Genomic DNA, 18,615 nt, shown 5'->3' on the forward strand with positions numbered 1-18,615 from the left:
CGGATCAGCTCGCAGTGGCGAGGCGCGGGCCGGGCGCCACGCGCGGCCGCAGGATGACCGGGCCGGCCGTCTCCTCCGGCGCCGCGCGATGGGCCGCCAGCGCGCGGGCCAGGATCGCGGCCACCTCGCCGCCCTGCGCCACCGTGCGCAGCATCGGCTCGGGCCGGTTCACGTGCCAGGGCCGGGCATGGGGCCAGAGGTGGAGGTAGGCGACGCGGTTGCCCGGGCGAAGGCGCAGGGGAAGATCAGCGCTGCCGTCGCCATAGAGGTGGCAGCCGGCCCCCTCCACCAGGGCGAAGGGCAGGTTCAGGGTCATCGGCAGGGCGATGCCGATCCGCATGACCACCCGGCGGTTGGTGATGGTGTAGGTGGTGGTGCGGGCCGAGAGCCAGCCGAGGAGGCCCAGGAGCAGGACCGCACCGGTGCCGATCCCCAGGGTGGGCAGGGCGAGCGACGTAGCCTCCCGAACCTGTCCGGCGAGGGCCGCCGGGAGCGCCGCCCACAGGGCCAGCCCGACGAACCAGAGGCCGACGAGGCGCAGATGCAGCGCCCGGAAGGCGATGCCGAAGCCGCAGGGGCGTCCCTGCCAGAGGATGTGCTCGCCGGCGGGCAGCGGCGCCGGCAGGCCGGGCGGCGCGTCGAAGGCGTTGGCGGGCAGGTGCGGCACGGGCCGCCTGATGGACCGGTTCACAGGATGGCCTCCTGCCGGGTGGGGGTCGCGTAGAGGGTGCCGCCGCCGTAGAACGCCATGATCCGCTCCTCTTCGTTGAGGGTGACCGAATCCGGATCCTTGGTGGTGGGGACGTCGGCGAACTGGTGCGCCAGCAGGGCTTCGCAGGTCACGCGCTGGGAGAACCGGCCGGTCCGGCAGAAGGTGGCGGGCATCAGCACCCGCCGGCCGCCGGCGCCGAGCTCGACCTCGTAGTAGCGCACCATGGATTCCCCGCGATCGACCCAGAGATCGCTTACGGTGCCGGCCACCTGCCGGTCGGCGCCGAACACCGACATGCCGATGGGGTTCGGGCCGAGTTCATGGACCACGAAGTGCTCCGCGACCCGCAGGGGCACGATGCGCTTCTCGCGATCCCAGGTCTCGTCGTGGCTGTCCTCGCGGTCGGCGTAGGAGCCGGGACCGATGGCGTCGTGCAGTCCATCCGTATCGGGCTCCAGCGGCGCGCCCGGCCAGACCTCGTGCTTGTGGCCGCGATAGGTCCAGGGGGTGCGCTCGCCGGTCTGGGGCGCGTGCTTCACGTGGCCGTTGGAGAGGAAGAAGGCCTTCGGCGACGGGATCAGGAACGGGTCCGGGGGCATCGCCCGGCCGCGGGCGGCCTCGGATTCGAGCGGGTAGCCCTCGCGGCGATCCTCGCGGCGCAGGTAGAAGACGAGGCCGGCGAAGAAGATCCAGAACGCGTAGAGGACCAGCTGCGCGACGTCGACGTAGCCCGTGATTTCACCTCTCGGCATGGCCGGTCTCCTTCAGGCTGAGCGAGGCAGGGATCGAGGAAGAGGCGTGCGGCTCTCGGGCCGGACGAGCGGGCCGATGGCCAGCAGCGTCGCGAACAGCAGCGCGATCTCCAGATGGTAGACGATGAGGTACCCGGTGGAGGGCAGGTTCAGCGCCTCGCCGAGCCGGCCGGTCTCGGCCAGATGCGCGCCGAGATCGCGCAGGATGCCGCTCGCCGCGATGGCGAGGCCAGCCGCGCTGGCCTGGACCGCGCCCCAGGCGCCGAGGGCGAGGCCCGTATCCTCCGGGCCGGCCTTGGCCATGGAGGCCGTCAGTGTCCCGTGAGCGAAGAGGCCGCCGCCGAGGCCGATCAGGGCGACGCCCACGGCGAAGAGCCGGGCGGAATCCAGGGGCGCGGCGAAGACCACCGCGGAGAAGGCCGCGATACCCACGACCGCCCCGGAGGCCGCGACCCGGAAGGCGTCGCCGCCCCGGTCGAGCCAGCGCGCCGCGATCAGGAGCCCGAGGCCGCCGCCGGCGGCCAGCAGCGCGGTCAGGGCCGTGGTGGCGGCCACCGGCAGGTGCAGGATCTGGCCACCATAGGGCTCGAGCAGGATGTCCTGCATCGAGAAGGCAGCGGTGCCGAGCCCGGTGGCGACGAGGCGGCGGCGCGCCCGGCCCTTGCCGGCATAGAGGGCCCAGGAGTCCGAGAAGGTCGGCCGGGGCAGGTCGCGCGCCGTGCGGGTGGGCGACCGGGGCTCCTGCTTCCAGAGGGCGATGCCGTTGAGCACGACGGTGAGGAGCGCAGCCCCCTGGATCACCTTGATGAGGCGCAGGGCCGAGAAATCCGCCAGCAGCAGCCCGAAGGCGATGGCGCTCACCACCATGCCGGCCAGCAGCATGACGCAGAGGAGCGCCACCACGCGCGGTCGCGCATGGGCCGGGGCGAGGTCGGTGGCCAGCGCCAGGCCCACGGTCTGGGTGGTGTGGAGGCCGGCGCCGACCATGACGAAGGCGAGCGCGGCGGCCACGTGGCCGGGCCAGGCCGGGCCGGTGGTGTCGCCCGACAGGATCAGCAGGGCGAAGGGCATGATGGCCAGCCCGCCGAACTGCAGCAACGTGCCGAACCAGATGTAGGGCACCCGGCGCCAGCCCAGGACCGAGCGGTGGGTGTCCGAGCGGAACCCGACGAGCGCCCGGAACGGCGCGAAGATCAGCGGCAGGGACAGCATCACGGCGACGATCCAGGCCGGCACCGCGAGTTCGACGATCATCACCCGGTTGAGGGTTCCGATGAGCAGCACCGCGGCCATGCCGACCGTGACCTGGAACAGGGCGAGCCGCAGCAGGCGCCCCATGGGCAGCTCCGCTGTCGCCGCGTCGGCGAAGGGCAGGAAGCCGGGACCGACGCGTTGCAGGGCGCGGGCCATGGAGGCGCCAAGGCGGGTCATGGCAGCCGCTGGAGTTCGAAGGCCTGGGACAGGTAGAACCCGCTGTTCACCCGGTGCGCGCGCGCGACCCGGACACCGGCCAGGGCCGGCTCCGCCGCCAGGCGACGGCGCAGGTCCGCCGCGCCGACGGGCACGATGGCGGGCGCCCGGTCGCCGCGCGGGAAGGCGCGGCCGGCCATGTGCATCAGCGTGAGAAGGGGCGTGCGCGGCGCGACGGTGAAGAGGATGCCGGCCTCGGTCCGGGCCGCCAGGGCCGCGAGCGCCTGCACGATGTCGGGCGTGGCGTAGTGGATCAGGGAATCCATCGCCACGACGTGGTCGAATCGGCCCAGCGCGGGGTCGAGCATGTCGCCGACCCGGAAGTCGATCCGCCCCGGGGCCGACAGGGTGGTGCGCTCCCGGGCGAGGCCGATCAGCGTCGGCGACACGTCGATGGCGACGACCTCGGCGCCGCGGCGCGCCGCCTCCAGGCTCAGGGCCCCGGTGCCGCAGCCGGCATCGAGGAGGCGCCGGCCCGTGAGGTCGTCGGGCAGCCAGGACAGGAGGTTGGCCCGCATGGCGTCGCGGCCGGCCCGCACCGTGGCGCGGATCTTCGAGACCGGCGCGTCCGAGGTCAGCCGGGCCCAGGCCTCGACCGCGGTGCGGTCGAAGTAGGTGGTGAGCTGGGAGCGGCGGGCGGCGTAGCTGTGCGAGGTCATGGTCCGGCGCCCGCTCAATCGAAGCCGAGGAATTCGAACAGGTCGCGGTCCTTCATGGGGATCGCGTTGAGCGGCTTGCCGCCGGCCCAGAGATGCGCCGCGAGACGCATGTACTCGGTGGTGACGGCTTCGAGTTCCGGCGTCGGCTCCATCTCGAACAGGGTCGACTTCTTGAGGCGCGAGCGCCGGACCACGTCGAGGTCGGGGAAGTGCGCGATGCGCTCGAGGCCCACGGCGGCATTGAAGCGGTCGATCTCGTCGGTCTTGGCCGAGCGGTTGGCGATGACCCCGCCGAGGCGCACCGGATAGTTCTTCGCCTTGGCGTGGATCGCGGCCACGATCCGGTTCATGGCGAAGATCGAGTCGAAGTCGTTGGCGGTGACGATGAGGGCCTGGTCGGCGTGCTGGAGCGGCGAGGCGAAGCCGCCGCAGACCACGTCGCCGAGCACGTCGAAGATCACCACGTCGGTGTCCTCGAGGAGGTGGTGCTCCTTGAGGAGCTTCACCGTCTGGCCGACCACGTAGCCGCCGCAGCCGGTGCCCGCCGGCGGGCCGCCGGCCTCGACGCACATGACGCCGTTGTAGCCCTCGGCCACGAAGTCCTCGATGCGCAGCTCCTCGGAGTGGAACTGCACGGCCTCCAGGGCATCGATCACGGTCGGGGCCAGGCGCTTCGTCAGCGTGAAGGTCGAATCGTGCTTGGGGTCGCAGCCGATCTGCAGCACGCGTTTGCCGAGCTTGGAGAACGCCACCGACAGGTTCGACGAAGTGGTCGACTTGCCGATGCCGCCCTTGCCGTAGACCGCGAACACCTTGGCGGTGCCGATCTTGAGGTTCGGGTCGAGCTCGACCTGGACGCTGCCCTCGGGCTGGCGCGCGGTGACGGGATTGCGGATGGCGATGTTCATGCGGCGACCCCTGCGGTGATGCCTTCGACGCGGTCCTCGAGTTCCTCCTCGGCGCGGTCGAGCGCGTCGCGCGTCTCCGCGTCGGGGGTCCAGAAGCCGCGCTGGTGCGCCTCGATCAGCCGGTGAGCCACCTTGGCCGAAGCGGTCGGGTTGAGGGCCGCCATGCGCGCGCGCATGGCGGGGTCGAGGACGTAGGTCTCGGTGATGCGCTGGTAGACCCAGGGGGCGACGCCGTTGGTGGTGGCCGACCAGCCCAGGGTGTTGGTGAGGTGCGCCTCGATCTGGCGCACGCCCTCGTAGCCGTGGCCGAGCATGCCCTCGGTCCATTTCGGGTTGAGCATCCGGGTGCGGGTCTCCAGGGAGACCTGCTCCGTCAGGGTCCGGACCACGCCTTCGCCGCGGGTCTGGTCGCTGATGAAGATCGGCACCGCCGCGCCGCGGGCTTCGGCGACGGCGCGGCCCATGCCGCCGAGACCGTCGAAGTAGTGGTCCACCGAGGTGACGCCGACCTCGACCGAATCGAGGTTCTGGTAGGCGAGATCGACGGTGGCGAGCACGGCCCCCATCAGGGCGCGCTGGGCGGTGGGCACGCCGGTGCGGCCGTAGGCGAAGGATTTGCGCCGCGCGAAGGTCTCGGAGATCTCGTCGGCCTCTTCCCAACGGCCGGATTCGACGAGCTGGTTGACGTTGGCGCCGTAGGTGCCTTCCGCGTTGGAGAACACCCGCAGGGCCGCGGTCTCGAGGTCGATCCCGTGCTCGGCCTGGAGCGTCAGGGCGTGCTTGCGCACGAAGTTCCGGTCGGACGGCTCGTCGGCGGTGGCGGCGAGATAGGAGGCTTCGGCCAGGAGCTTGGTCTGGAGCGGCAGCAGATCGCGGAAGATGCCCGACAGGGTCACGACCACGTCGATGCGCGGGCGACCCAGGGTTTCGAGGGGGATCAGAATGGCGCCGCAGAGGCGGCCGTAGCCGTCGAAGCGCGGGGCCGCGCCGATCAGCGCCAGGGCCTGGGCGATGGGACCGCCCTCGCTCTTCAGGTTGTCGGTGCCCCAGAGCACGAGGGCGATGCTCTCGGGCAGCGCCGCGCCCTCGTCGCGGTAGCGGGCCAGGAGACGCGCGGCCTGCCGCGCGCCGTCCGCGAGGGCGAAGGCCGAGGGCAGGCGGTAGGGGTCGAAGCCGTGCAGGTTGCGGCCCGTGGGCAGGATGTCCGGGTTGCGCAGGAGGTCCCCGCCGGCCACGGGGGCGATGAAGCGGCCGTCGAGGGCGGCGAGGAGGCCCCGGATCTCGTGATCCCGTGACAACAGGAGATCGGTCTCGCGCAGGGACGCGAAGGCGGCGCGGTTCGCATCGGAGGGGCCGAGACCGCCCTGCGCCAGGGCGGCGTCTATGGCCGCGCCGGCCACAAGGGCCTGGAGGCCGGCACGGGTGGGCACGAGGCCGTGGCTGGCCTCCGCCAGGGCGAGGAGGATGTCGGTCCGCTCCTCCGGCGGCGTCGCCTGCCCGACCACGTGGAGGCCGTGCGGGATCAGGGTGTGCTCCAGTTCATGGAGTGCCGTGCCGAGGCCGTGGACGTGGCCGGCGAGATCGGCGGTCCAGGCGGGCTCGGCGGCGACGAGGTCGAGGCCGGCGCCCTGGGCCTGGATCAGCTCGGCGAGATCGCGGCGCTCGCCCACCGCCTCCGGCTCCAGGCCGCGCCAGCGTTCGATCGAGGCCTTGAGGTCGATCAGGCCGCGATAGAGTCCGGCCTGGGCCAGGCTCGGGGTCAGGTAGCTCACCAGGGTCGCGGCCGAGCGGCGCTTGGCCAGCAGGCCCTCGGACGGGTTGTTGGCGGCGTAGAGATAGATGTGGGGCAGCGCGCCGATCAGCCGCTCGGGCCAGCAGGCGCCGGACAGGCCGGTCTGCTTGCCGGGCATGAATTCCAGCGCCCCGTGGGTGCCGAAATGCAGGACCGCGTCGGCGCGGAAATCCTCGCGCAGGTAGCGGTAGAAGGCCGAGAAGGCGTGGGTCGGGGCGAAGCCGCGCTCGAACAGCAGCCGCATCGGGTCGCCCTCGTAGCCGAAGCCCGGCTGGACGCCGACGAAGACGTTGCCGAACTGCGCGCCGAGCACGAAGATCTGCGAGCCGTTGCTGTTCTGACGGCCGGGGGCCGGCCCCCACTGCGCCTCGATCTCGGCGAGGTGGCGCTCGCGGCGGACATGGTCGTCGGCCGGGATGCGGTGGTGGACGTTGGCGGGCGTGCCGAACCGGGTGGCGTTGCCGCCGAGTACCGCCCCGCGCAGGGCTTCCACGCTCTCGGGCAGATCGACTGCGTAACCCTCGGCCTTCAGGGCCGCGAGGGTGTTGTGGAGGGAGTGGTAGACCGACAGGAAGGCGGCGGTGCCGATGCTGCCGGCGTTGGGCGGGAAGCCGAACAGCACCACGGCGACCCGGCGCTCGGCCCGCGCCTTGCGGCGCAGGACCACGAGGCGCTCGACGCGGGCGGCGAGCATGTCGGCGCGCTCGGGATGCACGACCATGTCGCGGGCGCTGGCGCCGAGGGAGCGGCTGGAGCGTCCGCCGAACACCATCGGACTGGTCGCGCCGTCGAGCTCGGGGATCGCCACCATCATGGTGGCTTCCACCGGCGACAGGCCCCGGTCGGAGGCCTCCCACTGCTCCAGGGTCTGGAACTCGAGGGCGTGGGCCGCGAGGTAGGGCACGTCGAGGTCGGCGAGGAGCGCCTGGGCCCCGGCGGCGTCGTTGTAGGCCGGGCCGCCCACCAGGGAGAAGCCGGTGAGCGAGACCAGCGCGTCGATGGTCGGGCGGCCGTCGCGCCGGAAGAACGCATCGATGGCCGGGCGGTTGTCGAGACCGCTGGCGAAGGCTGGCACGACGCTGAGCCCCCGCGCCTCCAGGGCGGCGATGACGCCGTCGTAATGCGCCGTGTTCCCGGCCAGCACGTAGGAGCGCATGACGAGGAGGCCGATGCGGCCCTTCAGGGCGCCGGCGGGTGCGGGCACCTTCGCCCCATCCTCGCCGATCCGGCCGGCCATGCGCGGATGATACAGCCCGGTCTCAGGGTAGCTGAGCGGCGCCGGCGCGGCGGCGATTCGGCGCCAGCCCTCGCGCGGGCCGGCGGCGTAGCGGCCGACCAGGAAGCGCACGAGGTTGGCGATGTTCTCGTCCGAGCCCGAGAGCCAGTATTGCAGGGTGAGGAAATAGGCCCGGACGTCCTGGGCCGAACCGGGAATGAACCGCAGGATCTTGGGCAGCTTGCGGATCATCGCCATCTGGCGGGCGCCGTTGCCCTGGGCGCCGGGCTTGCCGCGCAGCTTCTTCAGGAAATCGAGGGCGCCGCGCTTGGTGCTGTCCATGTCGAAGCGGTTGAGGCGGGTGGTCTTCACCACCTCGCTCGCCGACAGGCAGCCGATCATGGCGTCGCAATGCGGGCGCCGGGCCAGCAGGGACGGCAGGATCGCCCGGACGTGCTCGTCCATGAACAGCATGGTGGAGAGGACGATGTCGGCGCGGGCGATGTCGGCCTTGCAGGCCTCCAGGGCGGTGGCGTCGGTGTCCCAGGCGGCGGCCGCGTGGAAGTCCAGGGTGAGGCCCGGCAGGTCGCGGGCGAGCCGTTGGCGGGCGCGCTCCAGCGCGCTCGCCACGTGGTTGTCCATCGTCACGAGGACGACCCGGAGCGCCGGGCGCTCAGCGTCCGAAATGCGCTTTGGCATCGTACAATGTCTCGACGGTGATGAGCGGCAGGGCACGTTCCCGTGCGAAGCGCTCGGTGTTCGCGCGGGCCTTGCCCCGCACGAAGAACGGGATCTTCTTCAGTTCCTTCTCGGCATCGGTCGCCCAGGTCAGGAGAATCGGTTCTGCGGCCACAGAAGGTGCCGGGGCGACCGGCTGCGGCGCAGCGACGCCGTGCCGGGGCAGGTGCGAGGGCGCGGCGGCACCGTGGAACTCGGCATCCTCGCGGAACATGCCGAGCAGGTGTTCCTCCAGGCCCATCATCAGCGGGTGGACCCAGGTGTCGAACAGGACGTTGGCGCCTTCGAACCCCATCTGCGGCGAGTGGCGCGCGGGGAAATCCTGGACGTGGATCGGCGCCGAGATCACCGCGCAGGGCAACCCGAGGCGCTTGGCGATGTGCCGCTCCATCTGGGTGCCGAGCACGAGCTCCGGTCCCGCGGCCTGGATCGCGGCCTCGACGTCGAGGTAATCGTCGGTGATCGTGGCCTCGATGCCGTGGAGCGCCGCCTCGGCCCGGACCTCGCGGGCCAATTCGCGGGTGTAGGTGCCCAGGCCCACCACCTTGAAGCCGAGTTCCGTGGCGGCGACGCGGGCGGCGGCCAGCGCGTGGGTGGCGTCGCCGAAGATGAAGACCCGCTTGTCGGTGAGGTAGGTCGAATCGACCGAGCGCGAATACCAGGGCAGGCGCGAGGGGGCGCCGGCGAGGACGGGGGCGGGATCGACGCCCGCGGCGGCGGCCACCGCCTCGACGAAGCGGATGGTGGCCTGGACGCCGATCGGGACGATCTCGACCATCGGCTGGCCGAAGGTCTTCTGAAGGTGAAGGCCGGCGGCACGGGCGATCTCGGGATAGAGCACGACGTTGAAATCCGCCGCCCCGAGGCGCCCGAGATCGGCGGGCGTCGCACCGAGCGGCGCCACCACGTTCACGTCGATGCCGAGGGCGGCGAGGATCTTGGTGACCTCGACGAAGTCGTCGCGATGGCGGAAGCCCAGTGCCGTGGGGCCGAGGATGTTGCAGAGGGGGCGGCGCCCGTCGCGCGCGCTCGGCGTGCCGCCGGCCAGCGCCCGGACGAGGCGGTAGAGGGTCTCCGAGGCGCCCCAGTTCTCCTTCTTCTGGTAGGCCGGAAGCTCCAGGGGGATGACCGGGATCGGCAGGTCGAGGGCGCGGGCGAGGCCGCCCGGGTCGTCCTGGATCAGCTCGGCGGTGCAGGAGGCCCCGACGATCATCGCCTGCGGCTGAAAGCGCGCGTAGGCCTCTCCCACGGCGTTCTGGAAGATCGCGGCGGTGTCGGCGCCGAGATCGCGGGCCTGGAAGGTCGTGTAGGTCACCGGCGGGCGGGCGTCGCGCCGCTCGATCATGGTGAAGAGCAGGTCGGCATAGGTGTCGCCCTGCGGCGCGTGCAGCACGTAGTGCAGGCCCTGCATGGCGGTGGCGATCCGCATGGCGCCGATATGCGGCGGTCCCTCGTAGGTCCAGAGCGTGAGCTGCATCGCCTCAGACCTCCAGCCGGGCGCGGCGCTTCAGCGGGCGCGCAAACAGTTCGGCGAGGTCTCCGGCCTGGTCGTAGCCCTGGATCGGGGTGAACAGCAGCTCGATCGACCACTTGGTCGCCAGCCCTTCCGCCTCCAGCGGGTTGGCGAGGCCGAGGCCGCAGACCGTGAGGTCGGGCTTTTCCGACCGGCAGCGATCCATCTGCGCGTCGAGGTTCTGGCCCTCCACCACCTTCGTGCCGGCCGGCAGCAGCGCCAGTTCCGGCGCATGGTGCTGGCGATGGAGGTAGGGCATCCCGACCTCGATCAGCGCCGCCCCCATCTCGCGCGACAGGAAGCGGGCGAGCGGCAGTTCGAGCTGCGAATCGGGAAAGAAGAACACCCGCTTTCCGGCGAGGCGCTCCCGGTAGAGGTCGAGGGCGACGGCGGCGCGGGCTCGACCCGGGGCGGTGACGCGGGCGAATCGCTCGGCCGGGACGTCGAAGGTCTCCGCGGCGGCAGCGAGCCAGCCTGTCGTGCCCTCCGCCCCGAGGGGGAACGGCGCCGGGATCCGCTTCGCACCCCGGGCCTCGAGGGCGCGGGCGGTCTCGGCCAGGAAGGGCTGGGCGAGGAGGAAGCGGGTGTTGGGCCCGACCGCCGGCAGCGCCCCGGCGCGGCGCGCCGGCAGGAAGGCCACGTCGGCGAGGCCGAGATCCGCGAAGAGGCGGGCGAACTGGTCCTCGACCACGTCGGCCAGGGCGCCGACCACCAGGAGCGCGGGCGCCCCGGTCTCCGCGGCGCGGGGCATCTCGGGGACGAGGGCGGCGAGGCAGGCATCCTCCCCTTGCGTGAAGGTGGTCTCGATGCCGCTGCCCGAGTAGCTCAGCACCCGCACGTCGGGGTGGAAGCTGCGGGACAGGCGCTGGGCCGCTCGCGACAGGTCGAGCTTGATCACCTCCGAGGGGCACGAGCCCACGAGGAACAGCAGGCGGATGTCGGGGCGGCGCTCGATCAGGCGGGCGACCACCCGGTCGAGCTCATCGTTGGCGTCGACGAGGCCGGCGAGGTCGCGCTCGTCGAGGATCGCGGTGGCGAAGCGCGGCTCGGCGAAGATCATCACCCCAGCGGCGGACTGGATGAGGTGGGCGCAGGTGCGCGAGCCGACCACGAGGAAGAAGGCGTCCTGGATCTTGCGGTGCAGCCAGACGATGCCGGTCAATCCGCAGAACACCGCGCGCTGGCCGCGCTCCTGGCGGATGTCGCAGCCCGTCTCCAGGGCGGGAAGCGGCGCATGGGCGTTCATTGCGCGGCCTCCGCGACGAGGCGGGACGGCCGCGTGTGGAGCCGGGCGGCGCGCAGCTTCAGCACGAATTGCGCAGCGTTGACGGCGTAGGAGGCGTAGGCGGCCAGGGCGAGGCCCATCAGGCCGGCGGTGTCGAGGGCGCCGGCGGCCAGCGCTACGAGGTAGGCGGTGTGCAGGGCCAGCACGAGCATGCTGACCATGTCCTCCCAGTAGAAGGCCGGGGCGAAGAGGTACCGGCCGAAGACGGCCTTCTCCCAGATCGAGCCCGTGACCATGATCGCGTAGAGCACCAGGGTCTTCACCACCACGGACGCGTTGGCGGCGGTCGCGCCTTCACCTGTCCACAGGGTGCGCAGCACGAGGCCCAGACTCACGGCGAACACGAGGAATTGAAGGGGGGCCAGAACCCCCTGAACCAGGGTCCAGCGGGTGGCGTCGCGACGGGCGCGCTGATCGGCGTCGTAGAGAGGTCGTCTGGGCCTGTCCGCACTCCGGATCATGCTGTCCGCCCCCCTGTGGAGACCCCTTGCGACCAAGTCGCCGGGCCTCGTTGAAGGGGAGGTTAGGAAGGCGGTCCCGATGTGTCAAGCCAGCTTTACGTCAAAACGAAATGACAGATTGAATGCAAAATAGTTACAGAGTGCGTATTGATAAAGTCAGTTTCGGGCGTATCGTGCGACTTCATTGCAGAGGCCGGCCAAGCTGGCCCTCCCCGGCGCCGGGGTACTGAGGCGCGTGCTCAGACGTCCCGGAATTCGACGCGCAAGATCGAACCGACAGTAAAGCCGTCAGCCACATTGGGAGGGACCAATGGATGATGTGAGTCAGTTCGGTGATCGCTTGCGCTACGAACCTTCCAGCCGGGATGTCGCTGACCTGTGCGAATCCCGCATCAGCGCCCAGCTCGCAGTCTTCGGACAGGCGATCCGGCTGCAACGGGATCTGGCGCGCGTCGTCGAATCCGAGATCATTCCCCGCCTGATGCTGGCGCACCGGATCGAGCCGGCCCCGGAGCCGACGGACGTGCTGCCGAGCGAGGAGCAGATCGCGGCCTTCACGGCCCTCATGCTCGACCCGGCGGGCGACGACGTGGAGGGCAGGCTCGCGGAACTCCTGGCGACCGGCCTTGGGACCGACAGCCTCCTCCTCGACCTCCTCGCACCGACGGCCCGCCACCTCGGCACCCTGTGGGAGGAGGACCTCTGCGACTTCGTCGAGGTGACCCGCGCCATGGGGCGGCTGCAGCGAATCATGCGCGAGATCACGAGCCGCTTTCGCAGCGAGCCCGTGGCCCCCGCCGTGAACCGGAAGATCCTGCTGCTGCCCTGTCCGGGAGATTCCCACAGGTTTGGCCTCACCCTGGTGGAGCAGTTCTTTCGGGAAGCCGGCTGGTCGGTGACCTCGACGATCACGCAGCCGGAGACGGACAGCCTCCGCTGCATCCAGGAGGAGTGGTTCGACGTCGTGGGACTGTCCCTCGCCTCCGAGACCCTGCTTCCGACGATGACCGAGACCGTGGCGGCCTTGCGCCGGAATTCTCGGAACGAAGCGCTGCGGGTCCTCGTTGGGGGCCCGGCCTTCGCCGCCAATCCGGACAGCTTCCGGCGCGTCGGGGCCGACGCGAGCGCCGGCGACGCCCGCACGGCCCTGTCCGTTGCCGAATGCTTGCTTGATCTGCCGGTCAGACCCTGCTGAAAGACAGTTTCGATCGACACAGCCTCCCTCCCTGATCCGACCTGCCCGACCACATCCCGACGTGGTGATCCGTGACCAGCCTGGCGCTTCCTGCCGCGAGCCATGCGCTCGCGGCGCTTCAAAAGTCACTCGGCCCTCTCGACGCGCAGGCAGCGGGATTGCTGGTGGCTGCCGCGACGGACCTGTCCCTGGTCATCGACGGTGACGGCGTCGTCCGGGAAGCGACGTTCGGCAGCGCCGATCTCGCGGACGAGGGCTGCGAAGCCTGGCTGGGTCGGCCGTGGGTCGACACGGTCACGGTGGAGAGTCGCCCGAAGATCGCCGCGCTCCTCAAGGATGCCGCGCCCGGCGCCGTCACGCGCTGGCGCCAGGTGAACCATGTCTCGCCCACCGGCACCGACCTGCCCGTGCGCTACGCCGCCATGCGGTTGGCCAAGGACGGCCAGATCCTCGTCCTCGGGCGGAACCTGCGCGCCATGGCCTCGCTGCAGCGGACCCTGGCCGAGACGCAGCAGGCGCTGGAGCGCGACTACCTGCGCATGCGCGGCGCCGAGACCCGGTACCGCCTGCTGTTCCAGCTCGGCTCCGAGCCCGTCCTCGTGGTCGATGCAGCGACCCGCCGGGTGACCGAGGTGAATCCCGCCGCCTCCCGGCTGATCGGGCGGGCCGAGAAGCGCATCGTCGGCCAGGATGCGGTCGACCTGTTCGACGGCTCCTGTGTCCGCGACCTCGAATCGCTCTTCGCCGGCCTGCGAATGACCGGGCAGGCGGCCGACCTGGAGGCGAGGCTCGGGCATGGACGCGGCGCCGTGCGCGTCGCCGCCTCGCTGTTCCGCCAGGAGAACGCCACCAGCATCCTGCTGCGGCTGGCCTCGCCCGAACCCCTGGAGACGAGCGCGGCCCGTACGGGCGCCGGCGCCCTCGACGTCCTGCGCAATCTGCCCGAAGGCTTCGTGGTCACCGACCCCGCCCGCCGGGTGCTCACCGCGAATCCCGCCTTCCTGGACCTGGTGCAGCTCGCCACGGAGGAGCAGGTTCGCGGTCAGCCCCTCGACAGCTGGATCGGGCGGGAGGAATCCGAGGCCGCCGCCCTGTTCGCGACGCTGTCGCAGCATGGCTCCGTCCGCCACTTCCCCACGCAGGTCCGCGGGGCTTACGGCAGCGTCGAGGATGTCGAGATCGCCGCCGTCTCGGTCCCCGGCGGCAGCCAGCCCTGCATCGGCTTCACCCTCCGTGCGACGCCCCGGCGCGCCGCGGCCGTGGCCGGCGGGCGCGAGCTGCCCCGCTCCGTCGAGCAGATGACGGAGCTCGTCGGGCGCGTCTCGATGAAGAACCTCGTGCGCGAATCGACCGATCTGATCGAGCGCCTGTGCATCGAGGCCGCTCTGCGCATCACCCGCGACAACCGGGCCTCGGCCGCCGAGATGCTGGGTCTGAGCCGCCAGGGCCTCTACGCCAAGATGCACCGCTACGGCATCGGCGATCTCGAAGGCCGCGACGCCCCCGACGAAGCCTGACCTGCGGCGGAGAACCGGTCGTCACGAACGTCTGACCGGGCGACCGGATGTGGCGTCGCCGGGGCGCAGCCTCACGACAATGTTGTAAATCAAACTTGACACTCAGGTATGTAAAACTCTAGCGTCGTCGGTATGGCAACGCCTGCACCCAGCGCCCTCATCGAGCTTCTGAAGCCGATCACATGGTTCGCGCCGATGTGGGCCTTCACCTGCGGAGTGGTCTCCTCCGGCGCCTCGCCCACCGGGCAATGGCCGGTGATCGCCGCGGGGGTGATCCTGGCCGGCCCCCTCGTCTGCGCCACTTCACAGGCGGTGAACGACTGGTACGATCGCCACGTCGACGCCATCAACGAGCCGCAGCGGCCGATCCCCTCGGGTCGGATGCCCGGGCGCTGGGGTCTCTACGTCGCCGCGGGCTGGACCGTCCTGTCCCTCGTCGTGGCCGCCGCCCTCGGTCCCTGGATTCTCGGCGCCGCCCTGTTCGGCCTCGTGCTGGCCTGGATCTACAGCGCCCCGCCCCTGCGCCTGAAGCGCAACGGCTGGTGGGGCAATTCGGCGGTGGCGATCTGCTACGAAGGGTTACCCTGGTTCACCGGAGCGGCGGTGATGGCCGCGTCGGTGCCGGACCACCGGGTCCTGCTGGTCGCCCTGCTGTACTCGGTCGGTGCCCACGGCATCATGACCCTCAACGACTTCAAGTCGGTGGAGGGCGACGGCCGGACCGGCATCCGCTCCCTGCCCGTGCAGCTCGGAACGCTCGGGGCCGCCCGTCTCGCCTGCCTCGTCATGGCCGTCCCCCAGGTGGCCGTCATCCTCGGCCTGTTCGCTTGGGACCGGCCCTGGCACGGAACGGTCATCGGCCTCCTGCTGCTCGGTCAGTTCATCCTGATGCGCCGCCTCCTGGCCGCACCCCGCGAGCGGGCCGCCTGGTACAACGGCACCGGCACCACCCTCTACGTGCTCGGTATGCTGGTGGCGGCCTTCGCCCTCCGGCCCCTGGTCCAGGGAGGTCCATGATGCCGAACCCGACCTTCGGCTGGCTCGCCATCGTCCGGCTCGGCCTCGTGCAGACGGCCCTCGGCGCCGTCGTGGTCCTGATGACCTCGACCATCAACCGCGTGATGGTGGTGGAACTCGCCCTGCCGGCCATCGTGCCGGGCGGCCTCATCGCCCTGCACTACGCCGTCCAGGTCCTGCGCCCGCGCTGGGGCTACGGCTCGGATCGCACCGGCCGGCGCACGCCCTGGATCGTGGGCGGCATGGCGGCCCTGACCCTCGGCGGGTTCGGCGCGGCCGTCGCCACCGCCCTCGCCGAGACGCACCAGGCCGCGGGCCTCGCCCTGGCGGTGGTGTCCTTCCTCACGGTCGGGATGGGCGCGGGGGCCGCCGGGACCTCGCTCCTCGTGCTCCTCGCCACCGGCGTCGACGCCCGCCGGCGCGGAGCCGCCGCCACCGTCGTCTGGGTCATGATGATCGCGGGCTTCGCCATCACGGCGCCGCTGGCCGGGCACTTCCTCGATCCCTTCTCGGGCGACCGCTTGATCGCCGTGTCCGGCACGGTCTCGCTCCTCGCCTTCGCGATGGCGGTCCTGGCGCTGCGCGGCGTCGAGCCGGCAAAAGGGTCGTCCGGCGGCACCGAGGCGGCGGAGAAGCGTCCGTTCCGCGAGGTGCTGGCGCGGGTCTGGGCCGAGCCGGAATCCCGGCGCTTCACGATCTTCATCTTCATGGCGATGCTGGCCTACAGCGCGCAGGAACTCATCCTCGAACCCTTCGCCGGCCTCGTCTTCGCGATGACGCCCGGGGTGACCACCAAGCTCGCGGGCCTGCAGCACGGCGGCGTGCTCGCCGGCATGCTGACCGTGGCGGGCCTCACCATGGGCCTCGGCGGTCCGGTGCTCGGGTCCCTGAAGGTCTGGACCACGCTGGGCTGCCTCGGCTCGGCCCTCGCCCTTCTGGCCATCGCGGCGGGTGGCCTGGCGGGCGCCGACTTCCCCTTGCGGGTGCCGGTCTTCGCCCTCGGCCTGTTCAACGGCATCTTCGCCGTAGCGGCCATCGGCTCGATGATGGCGCTGGCCGGGGCCGGCGGCGAGGCCGAGCGCGGCACGCGGATGGGCGTCTGGGGCGCGGCCCAGGGCGTGGCCTTCGGAGCCGGCGGATTCCTCGGCACCGTCGCGGTGGACCTGGCCCGCCTCGTCACGCCGCGCGTGGTCGACGCCTATGCCAGCGTGTTCGCCGCCGAGGCGCTGCTCTTCCTGTTCGCCGCCGCCCTGGCTCTGCGCATCGCCCATGCTCCCATGACCCAAGCCCCAGCAACCCAGGTGCCGCGGGGCCGGCGTCAGCAGCTGTCGTTCGAGACATCGCTATCCACGAGGTGAGATCATGGCGGCCGACCGGGACACCGACCTCGAAACCTACGATGTGGTGGTTGTGGGCGGTGGCCCGGCGGGGGCCACCGCGGCGACCGACCTCGCGCGCAGCGGGCGGCGCGTGCTGCTCCTCGACAAGCCCGGACGGATCAAGCCCTGTGGCGGCGCCATCCCGCCGCGCCTGATCCGCGATTTCGCCATCCCCGACCATCTCCTTGTCGCGCGAATCCGCTCGGCCCGGATGGTCTCGCCCCGGGACAAGCGCGTGGACATGCCGATCGGCGACGGCTTCGTCGGCATGGTCGACCGGGCCGACTTCGATCCCTGGCTGCGGGAGCGGGCCGCCGCCGCGGGCGCGGTGCTCCGGCCCGCCACCTTCCGACACATCGAGCGCGACGCGGAGGGAGTCGCCGTGCACTATCTCCAGGACGGCTTTCCCCGCGCCGCCCGGACGCGCCTCGTCATCGGGGCCGACGGGGCGAGTTCGGCGGTGGGCCGCGCCGAGATCCCCGGCCACGCCGCCATGCGGCAGGTCTTCGCCTATCACGAGATCGTCCGCCTGCCCGAGGGGGATGCGCACGACGTCGAGGCCACGCGCTGCGACGTCTATTACCAGGGTAAGCTCTCGCCGGACTTCTACGCCTGGGTGTTCCCGCACGGCGACACGGTGAGCATCGGCACCGGGAGTGCCCGCAAGGGCTTCTCCCTGCGGGGCGCCATCCGGGCCCTGCGCGCCTCCACCGGCCTCGAGGCGGGCGAGACCGTCCGCCGCGAGGGCGCCCCCCTGCCCCTGAAGCCCCTGCGCCGCTGGGACAACGGCCGCGACGTCCTCCTCACCGGGGACGCCGCCGGCATCGTCGCGCCGGCCTCCGGCGAGGGCATCTACTACGCCATGCTCGGCGGACGCCTCGCCGCCGAGGCGGGCCAAGCCTTCCTCGCCACGGGGCAGGCCCGGGCCCTCGCGGGCGCGCGCCGCAACTTCATGCGGCTGCACGGACGCGTCTTCCTGATCCTGCGGATCATGCAGGCGGTCTGGTATCGCAACGACGGCCTGCGCGAGCGCTTCGTGTCGATCTGCCGGGATCGCGACGTGCAGCAGCTGACCTGGGATTCCTACATGAACAAGGAGCTGGTCCGGGCCAAGCCCGCGGCCCATGCGCGAATCTTCTTCAAGGATCTCGCGCACCTGTTCCGCTGGGTCTCGCCGTGAATCCCACCATGGCTCTCGACGGGGCGAGCGGCTGGGCGCCGGCCGGAATCGCCGCCATCACGGCGATCCTGGTGGCGCTGGCGGGTGGCCTCCTGACCACGACCGGGCCCTGGTACCAGGCCCTCAGGCGCCCCGCGTGGAAGCCGCCGGACTGGGCCTTCGGCCCGGTCTGGACCACGATCTTCACGCTGACGGCGATCTCGGCGGTGCTCGCCTGGAACGCCGATGCGAGCCCGGCGGCCCGGGCGGCCCTGGTGGCCGCCTACGCTGTCAACGCCGTGCTGAACATCGCCTGGAGCGGCCTGTTCTTCCGCCTGCGCCGGCCGGACTGGGCCTTCGTCGAGGTGCTGTTCCTGTGGCTGTCGATCGCGGTGCTGATCATCGTCACAGGGCGCGTGCACGGGATGGCTGCCCTTCTCCTGCTGCCCTACCTCCTCTGGGTCGGGATCGCCGCCTGCCTGAACCGGGCGATCGTCCGCCTCAACGGTCCGTTTCGGAGCGCGTGAGCGATGGAGGCCTTTCTTGCCAGCGGTCACCTCGTGGACGCCATCCTGCTCCTCGTGGCCATCGAGGCGTTGGGACTGATCCTGTGGAGCCGTCGGGCGCAGGGCGTCTGGCCGCTCGCGCTCCTGTGCAATCTGACCGCCGGCGCGGCCCTGATGCTGGCGCTGCGCGGCGCCCTGACCGGTGCCGGCTGGCCCGTGATCGCCGGATGCCTCGCCGGGGCCGGGCTGGCGCACCTCACCGAGATGGCGCTGCGCCTCGGCCTCCTCGCCCCGCCCGTCCGCCTTCGCGATCCCCACGACACGCCCATCTGACCA

Annotated in this window: 16 protein-coding genes; 7 read left to right on the forward strand and 9 right to left on the reverse strand. The window is 71.6% G+C overall.

What is annotated here, in order from left to right:
* Nucleotides 1-4: 4 nt before the first annotated feature.
* From puhB to bchF, 9 genes are read right to left on the reverse strand one after another with little or no spacing between them, the layout of a single operon-like run.
* Complete coding sequence (gene puhB / locus ASF41_RS02420) at nt 5-658, reverse strand: photosynthetic complex putative assembly protein PuhB (RefSeq protein WP_407067254.1); 654 nt, start codon at nt 656-658, stop codon at nt 5-7.
* A 29-nt stretch (nt 659-687) separates the two neighbouring features.
* Entirely contained in the window at nt 688-1,464 is a 777-nt protein-coding gene (gene puhA / locus ASF41_RS02425) for a photosynthetic reaction center subunit H (RefSeq protein WP_056273189.1), read from the reverse strand.
* A gap of 12 nt (nt 1,465-1,476) precedes the next feature.
* Nucleotides 1,477-2,895, reverse strand: a complete 1,419-nt coding sequence (locus ASF41_RS02430) for an MFS transporter (protein WP_056273192.1) — start codon at nt 2,893-2,895, stop codon at nt 1,477-1,479.
* A complete protein-coding gene (gene bchM, locus ASF41_RS02435; RefSeq protein WP_056490516.1) occupies nt 2,892-3,593 on the reverse strand; it encodes a magnesium protoporphyrin IX methyltransferase in 702 nt (233 codons plus the stop codon). The genes ASF41_RS02430 and bchM overlap by 4 nt, the downstream gene beginning before the upstream one ends.
* A 14-nt stretch (nt 3,594-3,607) precedes the next feature.
* Nucleotides 3,608-4,501, reverse strand: a complete 894-nt coding sequence (bchL, locus tag ASF41_RS02440; protein WP_056219099.1) for a ferredoxin:protochlorophyllide reductase (ATP-dependent) iron-sulfur ATP-binding protein — start codon at nt 4,499-4,501, stop codon at nt 3,608-3,610.
* Nucleotides 4,498-8,208, reverse strand: a complete 3,711-nt coding sequence (locus ASF41_RS02445) for a magnesium chelatase subunit H (RefSeq protein WP_056490519.1) — start codon at nt 8,206-8,208, stop codon at nt 4,498-4,500. Before ASF41_RS02445 ends, bchL begins: the two co-directional genes overlap by 4 nt.
* Complete coding sequence (bchB, locus tag ASF41_RS02450) at nt 8,183-9,724, reverse strand: ferredoxin:protochlorophyllide reductase (ATP-dependent) subunit B (RefSeq protein ID WP_056490520.1); 1,542 nt, start codon at nt 9,722-9,724, stop codon at nt 8,183-8,185. Before bchB ends, ASF41_RS02445 begins: the two co-directional genes overlap by 26 nt.
* A gap of 4 nt (nt 9,725-9,728) precedes the next feature.
* Nucleotides 9,729-11,006, reverse strand: a complete 1,278-nt coding sequence (locus ASF41_RS02455) for a ferredoxin:protochlorophyllide reductase (ATP-dependent) subunit N (RefSeq protein WP_056490523.1) — start codon at nt 11,004-11,006, stop codon at nt 9,729-9,731.
* Nucleotides 11,003-11,506, reverse strand: coding sequence for a 2-vinyl bacteriochlorophyllide hydratase (bchF, locus tag ASF41_RS02460; RefSeq protein ID WP_056490527.1), 504 nt, complete (start codon nt 11,504-11,506; stop codon nt 11,003-11,005). Before bchF ends, ASF41_RS02455 begins: the two co-directional genes overlap by 4 nt.
* Before the next feature lie 310 nt (nt 11,507-11,816).
* Here bchF and ASF41_RS02465 point away from each other — a divergent pair, with 310 nt between their 5' ends.
* The 7 genes from ASF41_RS02465 to ASF41_RS02495 all read left to right on the forward strand — a co-directional run bounded on the left by ASF41_RS02465 (nt 11,817) and on the right by ASF41_RS02495 (nt 18,612).
* On the forward strand, nt 11,817-12,701 hold the full coding sequence (locus ASF41_RS02465; RefSeq protein WP_056219082.1) for a B12-binding domain-containing protein: 885 nt from the start codon (nt 11,817-11,819) through the stop codon (nt 12,699-12,701).
* Between the two features lie 71 nt (nt 12,702-12,772).
* A complete protein-coding gene (gene ppsR / locus ASF41_RS02470; RefSeq protein WP_056383172.1) occupies nt 12,773-14,218 on the forward strand; it encodes a transcriptional regulator PpsR in 1,446 nt (481 codons plus the stop codon).
* Nucleotides 14,219-14,350: 132 nt separating this feature from the next.
* Complete coding sequence (chlG, locus tag ASF41_RS02475; protein WP_056219076.1) at nt 14,351-15,235, forward strand: chlorophyll synthase ChlG; 885 nt, start codon at nt 14,351-14,353, stop codon at nt 15,233-15,235.
* Nucleotides 15,232-16,593, forward strand: coding sequence for a BCD family MFS transporter (locus tag ASF41_RS02480; RefSeq protein ID WP_056490535.1), 1,362 nt, complete (start codon nt 15,232-15,234; stop codon nt 16,591-16,593). Before chlG ends, ASF41_RS02480 begins: the two co-directional genes overlap by 4 nt.
* Nucleotides 16,594-16,597: 4 nt before the next feature.
* Complete coding sequence (locus tag ASF41_RS02485; RefSeq protein WP_056490538.1) at nt 16,598-17,794, forward strand: geranylgeranyl diphosphate reductase; 1,197 nt, start codon at nt 16,598-16,600, stop codon at nt 17,792-17,794.
* Nucleotides 17,795-17,802: 8 nt separating this feature from the next.
* Nucleotides 17,803-18,300 (forward strand): TspO/MBR family protein, encoded by a 498-nt coding sequence (locus ASF41_RS02490; RefSeq protein WP_056273776.1) that lies wholly within the window; start codon nt 17,803-17,805, stop codon nt 18,298-18,300.
* Between the two features lie 3 nt (nt 18,301-18,303).
* A complete protein-coding gene (locus ASF41_RS02495) occupies nt 18,304-18,612 on the forward strand; it encodes a hypothetical protein (protein WP_056219067.1) in 309 nt (102 codons plus the stop codon).
* The last annotated feature ends 3 nt before the right edge of the window (nt 18,613-18,615 follow it).

Origin of the sequence: Methylobacterium sp. Leaf111 (assembly GCF_001423285.1) — a bacterium.
Classification (GTDB): domain Bacteria; phylum Pseudomonadota; class Alphaproteobacteria; order Rhizobiales; family Beijerinckiaceae; genus Methylobacterium.